16 protein-coding genes are annotated in these 17,675 nt (G+C 58.7%); 8 read left to right on the top strand and 8 right to left on the bottom strand.

Annotated elements, in window-relative coordinates; translation table 11 throughout:
• Nucleotides 1–75: 75 nt before the first annotated feature.
• Nucleotides 76–684 carry a DUF6656 family protein gene (locus ACIQT8_RS13195; protein ID WP_262524706.1) on the bottom strand — a complete coding sequence of 203 codons (609 nt, stop codon included), beginning with the start codon at nucleotides 682–684 and terminating at the stop codon, nucleotides 76–78.
• A gap of 325 nt (nucleotides 685–1,009) precedes the next feature.
• Here ACIQT8_RS13195 and ACIQT8_RS13190 point away from each other — a divergent pair, with 325 nt between their 5' ends.
• From ACIQT8_RS13190 to ACIQT8_RS13175, 4 genes are all read left to right on the top strand, one after another.
• The gene (locus ACIQT8_RS13190) at nucleotides 1,010–2,254 is read left to right on the top strand and encodes an SRPBCC family protein (protein WP_138794961.1); all 1,245 of its coding nucleotides are present in this window, start codon (nucleotides 1,010–1,012) and stop codon (nucleotides 2,252–2,254) included.
• 7 nt (nucleotides 2,255–2,261) lie between these two features.
• Nucleotides 2,262–3,344 carry a 2Fe-2S iron-sulfur cluster-binding protein gene (locus ACIQT8_RS13185; protein ID WP_400965870.1) on the top strand — a complete coding sequence of 361 codons (1,083 nt, stop codon included), beginning with the start codon at nucleotides 2,262–2,264 and terminating at the stop codon, nucleotides 3,342–3,344.
• Nucleotides 3,345–3,504: 160 nt separating this feature from the next.
• Entirely contained in the window at nucleotides 3,505–3,969 is a 465-nt protein-coding gene (locus ACIQT8_RS13180) for a BA14K family protein (RefSeq protein ID WP_138794714.1), read from the top strand.
• 213 nt (nucleotides 3,970–4,182) lie between these two features.
• Nucleotides 4,183–4,674 (top strand): BA14K family protein, encoded by a 492-nt coding sequence (locus tag ACIQT8_RS13175; protein ID WP_138794715.1) that lies wholly within the window; start codon nucleotides 4,183–4,185, stop codon nucleotides 4,672–4,674.
• 55 nt (nucleotides 4,675–4,729) lie between these two features.
• Here the strand turns inward: ACIQT8_RS13175 and ACIQT8_RS13170 are convergent, their stop codons facing one another.
• On the bottom strand, nucleotides 4,730–5,725 hold the full coding sequence (locus ACIQT8_RS13170; protein ID WP_400965866.1) for a transporter: 996 nt from the start codon (nucleotides 5,723–5,725) through the stop codon (nucleotides 4,730–4,732).
• Nucleotides 5,726–5,979: 254 nt separating this feature from the next.
• Between ACIQT8_RS13170 and ACIQT8_RS13165 the strand changes: the two genes are divergently transcribed.
• The 3 genes from ACIQT8_RS13165 (at nucleotide 5,980) to ACIQT8_RS13155 (ending at nucleotide 8,948) form a co-directional block, all read left to right on the top strand.
• On the top strand, nucleotides 5,980–7,764 hold the full coding sequence (locus ACIQT8_RS13165; protein WP_400965863.1) for an acyl-CoA dehydrogenase: 1,785 nt from the start codon (nucleotides 5,980–5,982) through the stop codon (nucleotides 7,762–7,764).
• Between the two features lie 10 nt (nucleotides 7,765–7,774).
• Entirely contained in the window at nucleotides 7,775–8,533 is a 759-nt protein-coding gene (locus tag ACIQT8_RS13160; protein WP_262524714.1) for a crotonase/enoyl-CoA hydratase family protein, read from the top strand.
• Nucleotides 8,534–8,624: 91 nt separating this feature from the next.
• Nucleotides 8,625–8,948 carry a hypothetical protein gene (locus ACIQT8_RS13155; RefSeq protein WP_400965860.1) on the top strand — a complete coding sequence of 108 codons (324 nt, stop codon included), beginning with the start codon at nucleotides 8,625–8,627 and terminating at the stop codon, nucleotides 8,946–8,948.
• Between the two features lie 12 nt (nucleotides 8,949–8,960).
• On the opposite strand, the gene ACIQT8_RS13150 is transcribed toward ACIQT8_RS13155, so the two are convergent.
• Together ACIQT8_RS13150 and ACIQT8_RS13145 are read right to left on the bottom strand one after the other, a co-directional pair.
• Complete coding sequence (locus ACIQT8_RS13150; RefSeq protein WP_400965857.1) at nucleotides 8,961–10,211, bottom strand: class I SAM-dependent RNA methyltransferase; 1,251 nt, start codon at nucleotides 10,209–10,211, stop codon at nucleotides 8,961–8,963.
• Entirely contained in the window at nucleotides 10,208–10,960 is a 753-nt protein-coding gene (locus ACIQT8_RS13145; RefSeq protein WP_400965854.1) for a TlyA family RNA methyltransferase, read from the bottom strand. Before ACIQT8_RS13145 ends, ACIQT8_RS13150 begins: the two co-directional genes overlap by 4 nt.
• 269 nt (nucleotides 10,961–11,229) lie before the next feature.
• On the opposite strand from ACIQT8_RS13145, the gene ACIQT8_RS13140 reads away from it, so the two are divergent.
• A complete protein-coding gene (locus tag ACIQT8_RS13140; protein ID WP_262524750.1) occupies nucleotides 11,230–13,248 on the top strand; it encodes a methyl-accepting chemotaxis protein in 2,019 nt (672 codons plus the stop codon).
• A 93-nt stretch (nucleotides 13,249–13,341) separates the two neighbouring features.
• On the opposite strand, the gene dxs is transcribed toward ACIQT8_RS13140, so the two are convergent.
• From dxs to ACIQT8_RS13120, 4 genes are all read right to left on the bottom strand, one after another.
• Nucleotides 13,342–15,261 (bottom strand): 1-deoxy-D-xylulose-5-phosphate synthase, encoded by a 1,920-nt coding sequence (gene dxs, locus ACIQT8_RS13135; protein ID WP_400965851.1) that lies wholly within the window; start codon nucleotides 15,259–15,261, stop codon nucleotides 13,342–13,344.
• A 92-nt stretch (nucleotides 15,262–15,353) separates the two neighbouring features.
• Nucleotides 15,354–16,277 (bottom strand): pirin family protein, encoded by a 924-nt coding sequence (locus tag ACIQT8_RS13130; RefSeq protein WP_400965849.1) that lies wholly within the window; start codon nucleotides 16,275–16,277, stop codon nucleotides 15,354–15,356.
• A 198-nt stretch (nucleotides 16,278–16,475) separates the two neighbouring features.
• Nucleotides 16,476–16,730, bottom strand: coding sequence for an exodeoxyribonuclease VII small subunit (locus tag ACIQT8_RS13125; RefSeq protein ID WP_400965846.1), 255 nt, complete (start codon nucleotides 16,728–16,730; stop codon nucleotides 16,476–16,478).
• 2 nt (nucleotides 16,731–16,732) lie between these two features.
• Nucleotides 16,733–17,668 (bottom strand): histone deacetylase family protein, encoded by a 936-nt coding sequence (locus tag ACIQT8_RS13120; RefSeq protein ID WP_400965843.1) that lies wholly within the window; start codon nucleotides 17,666–17,668, stop codon nucleotides 16,733–16,735.
• Nucleotides 17,669–17,675: the final 7 nt, after the last annotated feature.

Below are 17,675 nucleotides of genomic sequence, written 5' to 3'. Positions count from 1 at the left end.
CCATACCTTTCACGGCGGTCAATAGCGTATTTAAGGCAGGTATGGAAAGCGCTATCGCGGCTTTAAGGTCAGACCCTAGATCGCATTGATGATTTTGCGCATGTCATCCGACCGCGCGCCCAGCATCAGGACGTTTTTCAAGGCGATTTTCGGGTCATGGGTCTGGAACAGCAGGCCGTCGCGATGGAACGACTTGTTGATCGTTACGCTGCGATCCGGAAGTACGTCCATTGCAATGGCGAAGTACATGCGGGAATAACGCGCATCGATATTTTCGAAGAAATTGTCAGAGCCACTGAGTTCCGCAAAGAAATTGGCGAAATAGAACGACCAGAGCACATGGCGTTGCGCATCGAAACTGGTTTTCGATGCGGTGACGTGACAGTAGCCAAGATGTGGTCGGTCATCGAGAAGATGATGGAACACCATCTTGGGGAAGCGAATGGAATGGTGAAAGGCATTGAGACGGCTGTGCGTCGCGTCTGCGGCGGCTTCCAGCTTGCGGCCGGTTATTTCAGCCACTTCAGCATGGCTGTAATAGGTCCGCTCTTTGGGCAGCCAGCGTTCTTCATAGCGGCTGATGCGTCCCGTACGGAGAAATTCTGAATGTGCGGTCTTCGACCGTACCGGCGTTGTCGCGCGTTTGCTTGCATCAAAGTAGCGTATGCGTGTTGCCTTCTCCACGGACCATACTCTCGTTGCCGCCAATATCCCACTGTAAATTGGGGGATATTAATAGTCCGTTTCGGGGCAGGTGTCGTTTTTTAACGCTGAAAAGTCGCTTCCTGTGCCATATTGCGACGTGTTTGCCGATCGGAATACCTGTCGGATTTCGCTGATAAATGGGCGCGCGACGACCAATATTCGATGTCGCAATTTGTCGCCAATGCGGAAGCCAATGTCGCTGTCTGCGCTCCTGCAAATCTCTACCGGTGTTTAGATGCTTGGCATGTTCCCGCAGCCCGAATTTGCAGATGTCGGGCAGGGTGGATCGATCGAGGATTTGGCCATGGAATTGCGTGATACCGTTTTGCGCCAGCTTAAGAACCGTCGTGAGGGTTTCAGTCTCGAACAACCCTTCTATACGGACCCGGACTATTTCAAGCTGGACATGGAAACGATTTGGTACCGCGACTGGCTGTTCGTCGCCCATGATTGCGAAGTACCAAAGCCCGGCACTTACGTTACGGTGCAGATCGGCGCCTATTCGGTCATTGTCGTACGTGGTCGCGATGGCGCAATTCGCGCCTTCCACAACTCCTGCCGCCACCGCGGTTCGCGCGTCTGCACGTCTCACAAGGGGCAGTCGGCCCGTCTGGTCTGTCCTTATCACCAGTGGACTTACGATCTGGATGGCAAGCTGCTCTTTGCCCGCCACATGGGTGAGGATTTCGACAAGGGCGAATTTGGCCTGAAGCCCGTCGCCTGCGAAAGCGTCGCGGGTTACGTGTTCATCTGTCTCGGCGCACAGCCGGCGGATTTCTCACCGGTCAGGGCCGAGGTGGAGGCCTACATGGCGCCGCACCGCATCCAGGAAGCGAAGGTTGCGCACGAAAGCACGATCATCGAGAAGGGCAACTGGAAGCTTGTCTGGGAAAACAACCGTGAGTGCTACCACTGCGCGGCCAACCATCCCGAACTCTGCCGCACCTATCCGGAAAATCCAAGTGTGACGGGGACCGATGGCGGTGCAAGCGACCCTGAGATCGGCGGTCATTGGGCACGCTGCGAAGCCGCTGGTCTGCCGAGCCGCTTCAAGATCGACCCGAAGGGGCAGTTCCGCGTTGCCCGCATGCCGCTGATTGGCGAAGCGGAAAGCTATACCATGTCGGGCAAGCGCGCTGTTAGGCGCCAGCTTTCTGATGATGTGACGATCAGCCATATCGGCGCATTGCTTCTGTTCCATTACCCGACGACCTGGAACCATTTCCTGGGCGATCACTCCATTTCCTTCCGCGTGCTGCCGCTCAGCGCCGAAGAAACCATGGTCACCACCAAATGGCTGGTTCACAAGGATGCGGTGGAAGGCGTCGATTACGATCTCGAAGAACTGACGCATGTCTGGAACGAGACCAACGATCAGGACCGCCGTATCGTTGAGGAAAATGCTTTCGGCATCCGCTCGCCCGCCTATGAACCTGGCCCTTACTCCATGGAGGATGAAGGTGGTGTGATGCAGTTCGTCAACTGGTATGCCGACTTCATGGTCGACCGGCTGTCCGGCGACAAGGCAAGGCTTTCTGCAGTCGCGTGATCCGAAGATGAACATGGCCGTAAGTTACAAGCACATCGACGAAATGAAGCCGTGGAGCGACAAGCTTCACCTCTTGGAGTGCGTTTCGGTGACGCCGGAAACGCCTGATGTCATGACGTTCCTGTTCCGCTCGGAGGACGAGAACTGGTTCCGGTATTTGCCCGGCCAGTTCGTCACCCTGGAGCTTCCGGTCGGGTCTGAGCCGCTGTTTCGCACCTACACATTGTCATCCAGTCCCTCGCGGCCTTACTCTCTTTCAGTGACAGTGAAGGCACAGGCCAACAGTATCGGCACGCGCTGGATGTTCGAAAACTTGCGTCCAGGCATGAAAATCAGGGCGCTCGGACCGCTCGGCGATTTTTCTTACGTTCGTCACCCCGGAGAGAAGTATCTCTTCGTCTCGGCCGGGTCGGGTGTAACGCCAATGATGTCGATGGTGCGCGACATGAGCGATCGTGCACCGCAAAGCGATATCGCCTTCATCAACTGCTCCCGTTCGCCTTCGGACATCGTTTTCCGTCACGAACTCGAATATCTGGCGCGCTTCATGCCGAAGTTGTCGCTAGGCTTCATTGTCGAGGGCTGCGGAAGAACCGATTTGTGGTCGGGTCTCAAGGGCATGATCGACAAAGCGAAGATCGCATTGCTTGCGCCCGATTTCATGGACCGCACCGTATTCTGTTGTGGCCCGGAACCCTTCATGGCGGCTGTGCGCTCGATGCTGGAGGCATCGGGTTTCGACATGAGCCGTTACCATCAGGAAAGCTTTGCCCCTGCTGCTCCGGTCTTCGTCGGTGAGAGCGCCGTCATCGATGCGGATGGCGAGGCAATGGCAAGTGTCGGCTTCACGCTGTCGGGCAAGGAAGCGCCATGCCAGCCGGGGCAGACGATCTTGATGACGGCCCGTGCTGCTGGAGTGCGTATCGGTGCGGCCTGCGAATCCGGCATCTGCGGCACCTGCCGCGTGCTCAAACTTTCGGGCGAAGTTGAGATGAGCCACAATGGCGGAATTCTCGATGAGGAGATCGAAGAAGGCTACATTCTTGCCTGTTGCTCACGTCCCTTGACCGATGTGAAGATCGAAGCGTGATGTCATCCTCCATCGCGTTGTGATGGAACTAATTTTCCCTTTTTGCGTTAGGTGCGTATCGGGTTCTTTTCGGGTTTCACGGGGCTGACCGTTATCGCCGACGAGAATGGACGATAACCGGCGTGCAGAGCAGCGCGCGACAGCAAATGGAGGAAACACCATGCTGAATTTCCGGACAACGAGCGTTGCCACAGCGCTCGTCGTGTTCCTGACAAGTTTTACACCTTCGCAGGCATTCCAGGTTCCGGTCCCGACCCCGAAGCCGGTTTCGACTGCGTCGGATATTGTCGTGCCGGTCCAGTATCGTGAATGGGATCGGAGAAGGCCACCAGGCGATCGTATGTACCGTCCGCGTCCGCCCCGTGACGGCTATTATAATGGCCATCGCGGCTACAGGGATCGCCGCCCCGGTTACCGTTATCACAACGGCTATTGGTTCCCGCTGGCAGCCTTTGCGGCTGGCGCCATCATCGGCGGCGCGGTGGCACAGCCGTCACGTCCCGCCTACGGTGGCAGCCATGTCGAATGGTGCCAGAACCGTTGGCGTTCGTACCGTGCTTACGACAACACCTATCAGCCGAACAGTGGTCCGCGACGCATTTGCGTTTCGCCTTACAGCCGCTGACGGTTGTGTTCGAAAACCCGGATCATTTCCGGGTTTTCGGCCCTTAGGGGCAAATCTGGTAAACGACACGTGATTGCAGCGTTAATGCTGGGTTCAGGCGAAAACTCATAGCCTGAGACATGTAAAAGCCGCGCCAGGGCTGAAAATTGGCCAAAATGGAGAAAACCAGATTCACAATACGGCCTAGTGACCGTCGTGAATGGAGGAAGTCAGATGAAAAGCTATGTTAAGACTATCTTTGCTGCTGGTCTTTCTGCGATCATGGTTGCGGGCGCTATCGTTCCGGCGCAGGCCCTGCCATTGACCATGGCGCCGAAGAGCGTCGAAACGGCAGGCAGCGATGTCGTGAACGTGCAGTACTATCGTGACCGCTACGAGCGCCGTGGCTGGTATAACGGCCATCGCGGTTATCGCGATTACCGTCCGGGTTACCGCCATCGCGACGGTTACTGGTTCCCGCTTGCAGCCTTCGCAACGGGAGCGATTATCGGCGGTGCGCTGTCTCAGCCACGCGAAGTGTATCGCCCGGTACCGGAATACCGTCCGCGTCCAGTCTATCGCGAATATCGTCCGGTCTATCGCGGTGGCATGAGCCGCGCACACGTGAACTGGTGCTATGGCCGTTATCGTTCCTACGATGCCGGTAGCAACACGTTCCAGCCATATAATGGTCCGCGCCAGCCCTGCTATTCGCCTTACGGCTAGACGCTCAGATTGATAGGAAAGCCGCCCCCGCCCGGGCGGCTTTTATTTTGGCCGATCAGAGAATGCGTGCCCGTTTCAGCACGAACCAGGCGAGCGCAACGGAGATGACGATGAACAGGCTCGCTGACAACGTTCCTCCTGTGCCAACCGTAAACGGCAATTCATCCGTATTCATGCCGAAGAAACCCGTCACAAGCGACGGCGGCAGCAGAAATGCGGTCATCAGAGAGAGAATGTAAAGGTGGCGGTTGGTCTCGGACGAGAGTTTGGAATCGATTTCCTCGTGCAGCAGACGGGCTCGTTCCTGCAAGGCGTAGACATCGTGGTCCACTGCCTCGAGACGTCCCATCAGGCGTGAGGCAACATCCTCGAAGCCATCCGGCATCTCGTCTTCATCCACGGCCGATGCGCGTCGCATCAATGTCAGCACCGTGCGCAGGTGGCGGTGCAACCGGACGACCGTGCGACGTAGCGGTGCAAGGCGACGCCGTTCGTCGCGTGTCTCGCTGTCGTAAACGAGATCCTCGATCGTGTTGAGTTGCTCCGTGGTTTCCATCACCAGGCTGATGAGCGAACGCTGGAATTCCGCGACCAGACCCTCAAAGACATGTGATGGCGTCGTGTAGCGGTTGGCGTTCTTGTCAATTGCCGCTTTCAAGCGATCCACCGAGCGCAGCGGTTGAAGTCGCGTGGTGATGATGAAGCGATCACTGACCGCAAAGTGCAGCCATCCGAAATCACGCGTTTCCTGATCGAACTCGCGCTGGAAATCGACCAGCGTACCGTAGAGCGACTTTTCGTCGACGGTGATGGACGGATGCGTCTCATGGGTGGTGAGAGTCGCACGCGCGGTCGGATCGAGACCGGGGATCGTTTCTAGAAAGCCTGCAACGCGCTGGTCTGCCAGATTGAGATGCAGCCAGAAGAACCCACCACAATCGACCATTTCGTTGAAACCGGCATCTGGCGCCAGCCGCCGGCAGGGCGCTTTTCCAGGCTGGAAGTGATAGGCCCAGACAAGGCCGGGGATAACGGGTGTTACGAGATCCATCGTGGCAGTCCTGACCGGCTGGATGGGAGGAGGGGAAGCATCCGTCGTTTCGGAATGAAACGGCGGCGGCAGCGCGGCACTTTTTGAGGGCCGGTCCCGCGTGGTTTCGACCCAAGCCGCATGCAGAGCAAATTCATGTGACAGTTTCATAACAGTCACGGTCATGGCTGGCGGGAATTTTCAAATTGACGTTTACGTAAAAATAATTTAGCCCGAAAACAGCATAGTACGGAACAGCTTCGGGAGGAGGCAGGATGTATACCGCGCCGGTAGACGACATTGTGTTCACGCTCAAACATGTCGCGGGCCTTTCAGATGCGCTGGCGAATGCCGCGCTGGGTGACCTCGACGAAGATGTGGTGGATGCCATCCTGCACGAGGCGGGTCGTTTTGCGACGGACCAGGTTGCACCGCTTGCCGACATCGGTGACCGTCAGGGCGCCCGGCTTGTGGATGGCAAGGTCAGCACGCCGGATGGCTGGGCCGATCTGTATCGCCGCTGGGCGGACGCGGGCTGGAACAGCCTGACGGCGCCGGAGGAGTTTGGCGGCCAGAACTTGCCGCACATGCTGAACGTCGCTGCCCTCGAAATGTGGAACTCAGGTTCCATGGCCTTTGCGCTGGCGCCCACATTGACCATGGGCGCAGTCGAGGCCCTGGTGGCGCATGGCAGCAATGACCTTAAGCGCGCCTATCTTCCCAAACTCGTTTCCGGCGAATGGACCGGAACCATGAACCTGACTGAGCCCCACGCCGGCTCGGATCTCGGGGCGCTGAAAGCGCGTGCCGAACGTAAGGCCGACGGCACGTACAGGATTTTCGGCCAGAAGATTTTCATTACATGGGGCGAGCACGACGCGGCGGACAACATTATCCATCTCGTTCTCGCGCGCCTACCGGATGCGCCGGCCGGAACCCGCGGCATTTCGCTGTTCCTTGTTCCGAAATTCCTGCTGGATGACAACGGTCGCCCTGACGGCAGAAATGACGTGTTCTGTCATTCGCTGGAACACAAGCTGGGTATCCACGGTTCGCCAACCTGCACGATGATTTTCGGCGACGGCAAGTTCGGAGAGGAAAAGGGCGCGCTCGGCTGGCTGGTGGGTGAGGAGAACAAGGGCCTCGCCTGCATGTTCACGATGATGAACAATGCCCGCCTTGCGGTTGGAATGCAGGGCGTGGCAATCTGCGAGGCAGCCACTCAGAAGGCGATTGCCTATGCCAAGGAACGTACGCAGGGCAAGGCGCCTGGCTGGCAGGGTTCCGGCATGAGCCCGATCATCGAACATCCCGATATCGCCAGAACACTTCTGACGATGAAGGCGTTAACGCAGGGTTCGCGGGCGATTTCCTTCAGTTGTGCGCACGCCATCGACATGGCGCATGCCGCTGAAAACGATGTCGATCGCAATCACTGGCAGGAACGTGCTGCCCTGTTGACCCCGATCGCCAAGTCCTTTTCCACCGATGCGGGCGTTGATGTCGCTTCTCTGGGCATTCAGGTGCACGGCGGTATGGGCTTCATCGAGGAAACCGGTGCAGCCCGTTACCTGCGCGACGCGCGCATCGCACCGATCTATGAGGGCACCAACGGCATCCAGGCAATCGACCTCGTCATGCGTAAGCTGCCCTTGTCCGGCGGCGCGCAGGTGCGCGGCTTCATTCAGGAACTCAAGGAGATCGCCGCGCGTCTTGCCGCCTCCAACCGGGACGATCTCGGCAACACGGCGACCTATCTGGAGACGAGCCTCAACGATCTCGAAACAGTCACCGATTGGCTGCAGGAGCGCATCAAGAGCGGCGAAACCGATATCGCCCTTGCTGGTGCAACCCCCTATCAGCGGCTCTTTGGCCTCGCGTTGACCGGTGCCTACCTTGCCAAAGGCGCGCTTGCTTCCGTCGATGATGGCAAGGGTGCGCATCGTGCATCGTTGTGCCGTTTTGCTGCGGAAAACCTGCTTGCTGAAACGGCGGCACTCAAGGATCGCGTCATGAGCGGTGCAGCAAGTCTTGCAGCGGCGCGTGCCGTGCTCGGTTGAGGAGAACTGGATGTCTGACGATCATATTCTTGTCGAACGGATCGCCCATGCGCCGGAAGTTCTGGCCATTCGGTTCAACCGGCCTGAAAAGAAAAACGCCATTACCGACGCCATGTATCGCCGCATGGCAGAAGCCCTTGTTGCAGCCAACAATGACCCGGAAACGCGCGTCGTTGCGTTTCTCGGCACGGAAGGCTGCTTTTCTGCCGGGAATGACATGGCCGATTTTCTGGCCTTCGCAATGGCTGGCGGCAAGGGCAAACTCGCTGTTTTGGATTTCCTGACGGCGCTGGCAACCTTTGAGAAACCGCTGGTTTCGGGCGTGGATGGACTTGCAATCGGTATCGGCACGACGCTGCACCTACATTGCGATATGACGGTTGCCTCCAGCCGCAGCCTGTTCAAAACGCCCTTCGTTGATCTGGCGCTGGTGCCGGAAGCCGCTTCCAGCCTGCTTGCGCCACGCATCATGGGCCATCAGCGCGCTTTCGCCTTGCTCGCGATGGGAGAGGGTTTTTCTGCCGAGCAGGCATCTGCCGCCGGGCTGGTCTGGAAGGTCACCGAACCGGAACACGTCGAGACTGAGACGCTGGCAATCGCTATGCGTCTTGCGGCTAAACCGCCGGAAGCGCTGAAAATCGCTCGGGATCTGCTGCGCGGCAAGTCGGACGACGTGTTGGCCCGCATTGAAGACGAAGCGCGGCATTTTGTGGCGCGTTTGCAGAGCGCGGAAGCTAGAGCGGCCTTCGAAGCATTCATGCGCCGTTAAGCGTGCCCGAGGGAATTTCCGGTTATTAAGGAACTCGGCAATATCTGCCGGGTTAGATCGCGAAATCCGCCATCAGCCGAAAGCCGAGCCCATGCGAAAAACTGTCTTCGCCGCGATTACCATGATCCTGTCGACAAGCGTGGCACAGGCGGCCACCGTGTCTCCACAAATGTCATATCCGGCTGGGCAGGACATCATTCTCGCGCAATCGGTCGTCACGCAGGATGGCCAGAACTTTTATTCCGGCAACAACCGTCAGCGTCAGCAGCGTGCACGCTTCGTCTGCGTCATCACGCCGCCTGACAGTGCCAATCGCAACCGGCCATATGTCTGCCCGGTCCAGCAGGGGCGGGTGGGTGGACGTTGCCGCTGCTCCGGCGTGGTGGGCAACGGCAACATCGATACTGCCTGGTAAACAGTCTGGAGACTATTTCTCCAGTGTCGCAACCGCTTCCACATGTGGAGACCAAAGGAACTGGTCGACAGGTGTGACACGGGTCAGGCGATAGCCGCCTTCCATCAGGATGGAGATATCGTGTGCGAGCGTCAGCGGATTGCAGCTCACGGCGACGATCTTCTTGACCGTGCTGCGCGCCAGTTCCTTGCACTGAAATTCCGCGCCCGCGCGCGGTGGATCAAACACCACCGCATCGTAATTCTTCAATTCGCTCGTCATCAGCGGACGGCGGAAAAGATCGCGCTTTTCCACGCTGACCGGTTTCAGGCCTTGCGTATTGCGGGCCGCGAAATCGAGTGCCTTGAGCGGCTTGTCCTCGGCTTCCACCGCATGCACCTTACCGATGCGGGCAAGCCTAAGGGCAAACGTCCCGGTACCGGCAAAAAGATCGGCGATGCGCTTCGACTTGCCGATATGGGCGAGAACGAGTTCAGCCATGGCGTCTTCGGCCTCTTTCGTGGCCTGGGTGAAGCTGCCAGCCGGTGGTGATACCGAAACGCCACCGAAATCCAGCAACGGCTTCTGCGGTTCGATGAGGATTTCACCGGAAAGCGAGACACGCGCGATGCCGCGCATGGAGAGCACCGTCTCGGTCAGGGTGCGGCGCTGCTTGTCGCTGACAGACTTGATCCCCTCAATGGAGATATCGAGGCCGGACAGTGTTTCCAGCACTGTCATGCGGAACGGTTCCGTATTCGAAGGCAAGGTAATGCCGATGGCGCGCAACGCGTCGAGCCGGGACACGATGCCCGGCGACATGACGGGACATTCCTCGATGGCGACGATGTGGTGGCTGTTTGCCTGGCTGAAACCCAGCAGCAAGCCCTTTTCCGTCTTGCGGGCGGCGAACACCGCACGGCGGCGCTCACCGGGGCGACAGATCACGAGATCGCCGATCTCGGGCGTCAGGCCTTTCGATTTCAGGGCGGAAACGACCAGATCGCGTTTGAAGGCGCGATAAGCATCTTCCGACAGGTGCTGAAGAGAGCAGCCGCCACACGTACCATTCTTGCCATCGGGGCCAAAATGCCGACAGGCTGGCTCACGGCGTTCCGGCGATGCTTCGGCAATCGACATCACGGTACCCTGGTCTTTTACCCGTGCGATGGCGACAGTTTCGCCCGGCAAGGCGAACGGCACGTAGACCGTGCCGTCGGGACAGTGCGCGATGCCGTCGCCCTGAGCGCCGAGGCTTTTGATTGTGACCGCATGCGTACTCATGGCTTTTCGCCTCCGAGAAGAAATTCGATATTGCCGTCTCCACCGGAAATCGGCGAGGGGATAAGGCCAAGACTTTTCCAGCCCATGTCCTCTACCAGCCAGCGCTCCAGCTCGGCTGCAACGGCCGGTGCCGTCTCCGGCTCCTTGAGAAGCCCTGCCTTGCTGATGGCATCCCGGCCAGCTTCGAACTGCGGCTTGACCAGAAGTGCGGCAAAACAACCCGGAGCGGCAAGCTGCAGTGCCGGTGCGAGCGCGAGCTTGAGCGAAATGAAGGAGACGTCGGAGACGATGAAGCTGATGTCTCTGTCGTCGATATCGTCACCGGTGAGATAACGGGCGTTCAGTCCCTCGAGATTGGTCACACGCGGATTGTTCTCAACGCGCGGATGCATCTGCCCGTGACCGACATCGATCGCTGTCACGTGCTCTGCGCCGCGCTGCAACAGCACTTCTGTGAAGCCACCCGTCGAGGCTCCGACATCCAGGCATTCGCAGCCGGATGGGTCGAGCTTGAAATGGTCGAGAGCTGCGACGAGTTTGAGGGCCGCACGCGAGACATAATCCTGCGCGGGGTCGCTGATGGCGATGTCGGCGTCCGCGGCAACGGAGGCGCTCGGTTTGGTGACGATCTTGCCATTGACGCTGACGGTGCCACGGCTAACGGCATCCCGCGCCCGCGATCGGCTGGCGAAGTGGCCCAGCGACACAAGAAGCTGGTCAAGTCGTTCATTTTCAGATGTTTTGGACATGGAAAACGTCAATGACTGCCAAAAGTCGCGGATGCAAGCGATTTATCGTTTTGAACGGCCCAACGTCGCTCAAGTGCGTGCGCCAAGGTGTTATACACCACAACCAATTAATTCAATTTAAAGGCTTGTCGTGCACTGTCCGGGCAACGGTCTGTGCGGCCACTGGAACTGCCATGAAGGCACATTCTCCAAATTCCTGAATTGTGGCCGTTGCGGCTTCCACGCCTGCGCTTGGGCGTGCCTGCGGCGGTGCGCTGAGAGAGCCTGCGATGTCGCTGAAAAACCTCCCGATCAACATAAAACTTATCGCCACGTTCTTCGCCTTGATGAGCGTCTGTCTTCTTGCTTCCGCGGTCGTCTTCTGGCAGACCTTGGGCAGCGAGCGGGTTGCGATTGAAAACAACAGAACCAACGACATCATTCAGTCGGTCAACGCTGCCAAGGCGGCGATGCTGGAACAGGCCGTCAACCAGCGCGGCTTTCTGCTGTTCCGCAGCGACAGCACCTACAACGACGTTTTCGCCCAGCGTGAGTTGATGCTGAAGAAGCTTGCAGAGGCACGCACACTTGCTGCCGACAAGCCGGAAATTCTCAAAGCCATCGACGAGATGCAGGCGACGGCAACCGTGTTCTTCAAGGAGCTGGCGGAGCCGCAGATCGCGGCGCGCAAGACCACGGAAGCACCGATTTCCGAAATCATTGAAATCGGCCGCAACCAGGCCAAGGGCCAGCTAGACGGTTTCCGCGCAGCGGCGGCCAAGATCAATGATCAGCTTGAGGGCTTGTCCAACACCTATTCTCAGGAACAGGCCCAGGCGGCTGACAATCTGAAATTCGCGCTGCTCGGCGGCGGTGCTGTGGCCGGTCTATTGGCCGTTGGCCTGATCTGGGCGCTGTCGCGGGCAATCGTCACGCCGATCGTCGGCATGACGGCAGCGATGAGCAGGCTGGCGGAAGGCGATCTTGCTACGGAAGTTCCGGCCGTTGACCGCCAGGACGAAGTGGGCAAGATGGCAAAGGCCGTACTTGTCTTCAAGGAAGCCGGTCTTGAAAAATCCCGCCTTTCCGGCGAAGCCGAGCGCATGCGCTCCGTCACCGAGAACGAACGCCGCAGAAACGAAGAAGAAAAGGCGCGTGACGAGGCTGCCAACACATTCGCACGTGATGAGCTTGGCAAGGGACTGGCCGCTCTCGCGGATGGCGATCTCGCTTACCGGATCGAAGCGCCGTTCGTACCGGCAATTGAACCGATCCGCCACGACTTCAACAATGCCGTCGCGAAACTCCAGCAGGCTTTGCGCACGGTTGGCGAAAATGCAGCAGCCATCAATGCGGGTGCTTCCGAGATGCTGTCGGCTGCCGATGATCTGTCGCGCCGCACCGAACAGCAGGCGGCCTCCATCGAAGAAACGGCAGCCGCGCTGGAAGAGGTAACGACCACGGTTCGCGATTCCGCCAAAGGCGCGGAAGAAGCCGGCAACCTGGTCCAGCGAGCCCGCGCCGGTGCTGAAAAGTCCGGTGTTGTTGTTCGCAAGGCAGTGGCCGCCATGAAGGAAATCGAAAAGTCCTCCGGTGAGATTGGCAACATCATCGGCGTGATCGATGATATCGCCTTCCAGACCAACCTCCTGGCGCTCAATGCCGGTGTTGAAGCTGCCCGTGCGGGTGAAGCAGGCAAGGGCTTTGCAGTTGTTGCTCAGGAAGTGCGCGAACTGGCGCAACGTTCCGCCAATGCCGCCAAGGAAATCAAGAGCCTGATTGGTGCATCCAGCCAGCAGGTCGAAAACGGCGTCAATCTCGTCGATGAAACCGGCAAGGCGCTGGAGCGGATTGTTGCCGAGGTCGAAGAGATCAATGCTCACGTCAGCTCCATTGTTACGGCTGCACGTGAACAATCGACCGGTCTGCAGGAAATCAACACGGCCGTGAACACCATGGATCAGGGCACCCAGCAGAATGCTGCGATGGTTGAGCAGCAGACGGCGGCAAGCCATGCACTTGCCCGTGAAGCCGAAGCCCTGAATGGTCTGCTTGGTCAGTTCCGCATGGGCGGAATGGGCGGCGCGACCGCAACCCGCACCGCATCGGCACCGCGCTCTTCCGCGCAGCCAGCCTTCCAGCCGGCAGCAGCGCCGATGAAGAAAGCCGCTCCGATCAAGGCAGCATCGGCTGCAGCGCGACCGGTGGCGTCTCCGGCCCGGGCACTTGGCCAGAGCCTTGCGCGTGCTTTCGGCGCCAAGCAGGAAACGGCTGTTTCGGCCAAGGAACAGGACTGGACGGAGTTCTGAGACACTCCGAGACAGATCGCCAGATCAAAAAAACCTCCGCGAAGCGCTCTTCTCGGAGGTTTTTTCATTTTCGGCCAAGTGGCGAAAGCTTGCTTATCCCGCAAACCCGACATCGATCCGGCGTTGGCCAAGTGCGTTGAAGACCGTCGAGACGATCCCTGCGCGGTCGAGGCCGGCGTCGGCATACATGGTTTCCGGCTTGGCCTGCTCTACCCACAGATCGGGAAGGGTCAGTGTTCGCACCTTTGGGCCGTGATCGAGCAATCCAGCGGACGCCATGAAATGCAGAACATGGGCACCGAAACCGCCGACCGAACCTTCCTCGATTGTGACAAGTACCTCGTGATGCGCCGCAAGCTGGCGGATCAGATCAAGATCGAGCGGCTTGGCAAAGCGCGCATCGGCCACCGTCGTTGAAAGGCCGGCGGCATCGAGATCTTCCGCTGCGGCAAGGCATTCGGCAAGACGCGTACCGAAGGAGAGCAGGGCGACCTTGGTACCCTCCTTGATGATCCGGCCTTTGCCGATTTCAAGGATCTGGCCACGTGTCGGCATCTCGATGCCGACACCTTCGCCGCGTGGATAACGGAAGGAGATTGGACCCTCGTCATAGGCTGCTGCGGTGCGGACCATGTGCTTCAGTTCGGCCTCGTCGGATGCCGCCATAACCACCATGCCGGGCAGGGTGGCAAGGAACGTCGTATCGAACGAGCCTGCGTGGGTCGGACCGTCCGCGCCAACGAAACCGGCACGGTCGATCGGGAAACGAACTGGCAGATTCTGGATCGCCACGTCATGCACGACCTGATCGTAGCCGCGTTGCAGGAAGGTCGAATACAGCGCGCAGAACGGTTTGTAGCCGTCTGCGGCGAGGCCCGCAGCAAAGGTGACAGCATGTTGTTCGGCAATGCCGACGTCGAAGGTGCGCGCCGGGAAAAGTTCAGCAAGCTTGTCCAGCCCGGTGCCGTTCGGCATGGCGGCGGTCACGCCGACGATCTTCTCGTCAAGTGTGGCTTCCTGCACGAGAGCTTCGGCAAAAACGCTGGTGTAGCTCGGTGCGTTCGGCTTGGCTTTCGCCTGCGCGCCGGTGATGACATCGAACTTGTTGACGCCGTGATATTTATCGGCCGCCGCTTCGGCGGGAGCGTAACCCTTGCCTTTCTGCGTCACAACATGAATGAGGACAGGACCTTTCTGGTTGTCGCGCACGTTGCGCAGAACCGGAAGCAGGTGCTCGAAAGAGTGACCGTCGATCGGGCCGATATGGTAGAAGCCCAATTCCTCGAACAATGTGCCGCCGGTCACGTAACCGCGTGCGTGCGTCACCGCGCGGGTAATGGCGCGATCCACCGTCTTGCCGAGATAAGCTGTCAGTTTCTTGCCGAAATCGCGGAAACCCATGTAGGTCCGGCCAGAGGCGAGGCGGGCGAGATAGGAACTCATCGCTCCCGTGGGTGGTGCGATCGACATATCGTTGTCGTTCAGAATGACGATCAGCCGCGCATCGAGCGCACCAGCATTGTTCAGCGCTTCGAATGCCATGCCGGCCGACATGGAGCCATCGCCGATCACCGCGATAACCTTGCGGTCGCTCTTGTCCAGTCCGGCGGCAACAGCCATGCCAAGACCGGCAGAGATCGACGTGGAGGAATGGCCAGCGCCGAAATCGTCGTATTCGCTTTCAGCGCGACGGGTAAACCCTGACAGGCCGCCTTCCTGACGCAGCGTGCGAATGCGGTCGCGTCGTCCGGTCAGGATCTTGTGCGGGTAACATTGATGTCCGACATCAAAGATCAGCCGGTCTTCGGGCGTGTTGAAGACCTTGTGGATGGCAATGGTCAATTCCACCACGCCGAGACCCGCGCCCAAATGCCCGCCTGTCTTGGACACGGCATCGATCATCTCGTCGCGCAATTCCCTGGCCAGTTGCGGCAGGTCGCGATCGTCGACGTCCTTGAGGTCGGATGGGAGTTTCACCCGGTCAAGCAATGGTGTCTCTGGCATTCCGGTCAATCGTTCGGCCTTTTCTCGTCATCGGCAAAGCGCGCCGTCCTCAGTTTCCCGAGTGGCGTTCAACTCTGCATGTCGTTCACTTCTATCGAATTTCAACCCTCGGGCAAAGGGACAAACTCTTCTTCGTCGCCCGGAACGATATCGAAGCGTCCGGTTCTCCACTCCTGTTTGGCTTGCTCTATGCGTTCTTTTGATGACGAAACGAAATTCCACCAGATGTATCGGCGTGAATTCAGTGCCTCGCCACCGAAGATCATTATGTGACAGCCGGTTGCTCCGCCCTGCAGCGTGATGTCGTCGCCGGGGCGGAAGACCAGGAGCTGATCGGCTGCGAAGACATCACCCGCGACCTCGAGCGAACCGGAAAGAATGTAGATCGCGCGTTCTTCATGGTCGGCGGAAAATGGGAATTTGACGCCCGGTTCGAGATTGAGGTCCACATAGAGCGTATCCGTAAATGCCGAGACGGGAGAGGACAGTCCCTCGAAATTGCCAATCACGACGCGTCCGGAAACACCTTTCGTATCGATCAGAGGCATCGCCTCCTTGCCGGTATGGGCAAAGGTCGGTGCGATCTCTTCCATCTGATCAGGCAATGCCAGCCAGGTCTGCAGGCCGGACATCGAAAGCGGATGGCCGCGCAGATTTTCCGGTGTCCGTTCCGAATGCACGATGCCGCGCCCGGCGGTCATCAGATTGATGTCTCCTGGCCGGATGACAAGCTCCGTACCGAGGCTGTCACGATGCTTGATTTCACCGTCGAAGAGATAGGTGACGGTGGAAAGGCCGATATGCGGATGTGGTTTGACGTCGAGCGCTTCGCCGGCTTTCAGGATTGCCGGGCCCATGCGGTCAAAAAAGATGAACGGGCCAACAAGCCGTCGCTGCCGTGTTGGCAGGGCGCGACGCACAGCGAAGCCACCAATGTCGCTGGAACGCGGAATGATGAGATTTTCGATGGCATCACAGGCGAAGGCATCGCCCGCGGCAGGATCATTTCCGGGAAAGAAGGACATCAACACTCTCCAAAGTCGATCTCGGCAGAGTAGCACAAAGCCGCGCCCTTGGCAGATCGCGATAGTAAACAGTGCGTCAGTCTTTTTGCCTCAACCGCCTGAGCGCTCAACCATCAAAGCGGCCGCAACGCTCGGATCGGTAGACCATTGGTTGCGAGTTCGGCAATTCTGATATGATTGCCGAACTCAAGCTATGTATTATTCGCCGTCGAGAGGTTCGACGCCCTGCGGTCTGCCGTTGCGGTCAAGGCGGATTTTTTCGATACGCTTCTCGGCTGCGTTCAAAAGCGTTTCGCAGTGTTTTTTCAGGGCTTCGCCACGCTCGTAGATGGCGATGGATTCGTCCAGAGCCACGTCGCCGCGCTCCAGCCTTGCGACAATGCTTTCCAGCTCGGCGACAGCTTTTTCGAAAGAATAACCGCTGACGTCGGCTGTGTTGGCATTTTCCGTCATATTCAACCCTTCATCATTCTCAAGATATGCATGGCTGCCGATTCCGCCAGCCCTTCCAGATCATAACCACCTTCGAGCAGGCTGACGACCCGGTTTGACGCGTATTTGTTGGCCATTTCCAGAAGACGACCCGTCGCCCAGTCGAAATCCTCGCCGACGAGATTGATGTGCGCCAGCGGGTCGCGGTGATGCGCGTCGAAACCGGCGGAAATGATGATCAGGTCAGGCGAAAAGTCGGCAATTGCTGGCAGGACTCGCGACTTGAATGCCTCGCGAAAATGGTCACTGCCGGTATTCGGCGAAAGGGGCGCGTTGACGACGTTGTTCTTGACACCGGTTTCGTTCTTGTCGCCACTCCATGGATAAAGCGGCATCTGGTGCGTGGAGCAGAACAGCACCGATGTGTCGTTCCAGAAAATGTCCTGCGTGCCGTTGCCGTGGTGGACGTCCCAGTCAACAATGGCGACACGTTCGGCGCCATGAACCTTTTGTGCATGGCGGGCGGCAATGGCGGCGTTGTTGAAAAGGCAGAAGCCCATCGCCTTGGCGGTTTCGGCATGATGGCCAGGCGGGCGGGCAGCGACGAAAACATTGTCGGCCTTGCCGGAAAAAACATCATCCACACCGGCCATCGCCGCGCCAATTCCGGTCAGCGCCGCCTGCAGGCTTTTCGGCGAAGCATAGGTGTCGGCTTCGATACGGTTGAGCTCTCCATCTTCTTCCGGAATGCTGCGCATCACGGAAAGCAGATGCTCTTCGGGATGCGCCAACAGCACGACATCTTCATTCGCCTGCGGTGCCTGCTTGCGCTCCAGCCTTTCGAAATTGGGATGCTCGAGGGCAATATTCAGGGAGCGCAGGCGATCAGGCCGCTCGGGATGGCCTTCAGGCACGATGTGTTCGAGAAAAATCGGATGTTCGTAGAGGCGCGTCGCCATTCTTTTC

This window comes from Agrobacterium sp. NPDC090273, assembly GCF_044772305.1.
Classification (GTDB): domain Bacteria; phylum Pseudomonadota; class Alphaproteobacteria; order Rhizobiales; family Rhizobiaceae; genus Agrobacterium.
The sequence above is the reverse complement of the archived record's forward strand: the minus strand, read 5'-3'. Positions and strand labels throughout refer to the sequence as shown.

Bases quoted from the DNA above. Each gene is read 5' to 3' on its own strand.
- ACIQT8_RS13190 (WP_138794961.1), top strand. From the start codon at position 1,010: ATGGAATTGCGTGATACCGTTTTGCGCCAGCTTAAGAACCGTCGTGAG.
- ACIQT8_RS13185 (WP_400965870.1), top strand. From the start codon at position 2,262: ATGAACATGGCCGTAAGTTACAAGCACATCGACGAAATGAAGCCGTGG.
- ACIQT8_RS13180 (WP_138794714.1), top strand. From the start codon at position 3,505: ATGCTGAATTTCCGGACAACGAGCGTTGCCACAGCGCTCGTCGTGTTC.
- ACIQT8_RS13175 (WP_138794715.1), top strand. From the start codon at position 4,183: ATGAAAAGCTATGTTAAGACTATCTTTGCTGCTGGTCTTTCTGCGATC.
- ACIQT8_RS13170 (WP_400965866.1), bottom strand. From the start codon at position 5,725: ATGGATCTCGTAACACCCGTTATCCCCGGCCTTGTCTGGGCCTATCAC.
- ACIQT8_RS13165 (WP_400965863.1), top strand. From the start codon at position 5,980: ATGTATACCGCGCCGGTAGACGACATTGTGTTCACGCTCAAACATGTC.
- ACIQT8_RS13160 (WP_262524714.1), top strand. From the start codon at position 7,775: ATGTCTGACGATCATATTCTTGTCGAACGGATCGCCCATGCGCCGGAA.
- ACIQT8_RS13155 (WP_400965860.1), top strand. From the start codon at position 8,625: ATGCGAAAAACTGTCTTCGCCGCGATTACCATGATCCTGTCGACAAGC.
- ACIQT8_RS13150 (WP_400965857.1), bottom strand. From the start codon at position 10,211: ATGAGTACGCATGCGGTCACAATCAAAAGCCTCGGCGCTCAGGGCGAC.
- ACIQT8_RS13145 (WP_400965854.1), bottom strand. From the start codon at position 10,960: ATGTCCAAAACATCTGAAAATGAACGACTTGACCAGCTTCTTGTGTCG.
- ACIQT8_RS13140 (WP_262524750.1), top strand. From the start codon at position 11,230: ATGTCGCTGAAAAACCTCCCGATCAACATAAAACTTATCGCCACGTTC.
- ACIQT8_RS13130 (WP_400965849.1), bottom strand. From the start codon at position 16,277: ATGTCCTTCTTTCCCGGAAATGATCCTGCCGCGGGCGATGCCTTCGCC.
- ACIQT8_RS13125 (WP_400965846.1), bottom strand. From the start codon at position 16,730: ATGACGGAAAATGCCAACACAGCCGACGTCAGCGGTTATTCTTTCGAA.
- ACIQT8_RS13120 (WP_400965843.1), bottom strand. From the start codon at position 17,668: ATGGCGACGCGCCTCTACGAACATCCGATTTTTCTCGAACACATCGTG.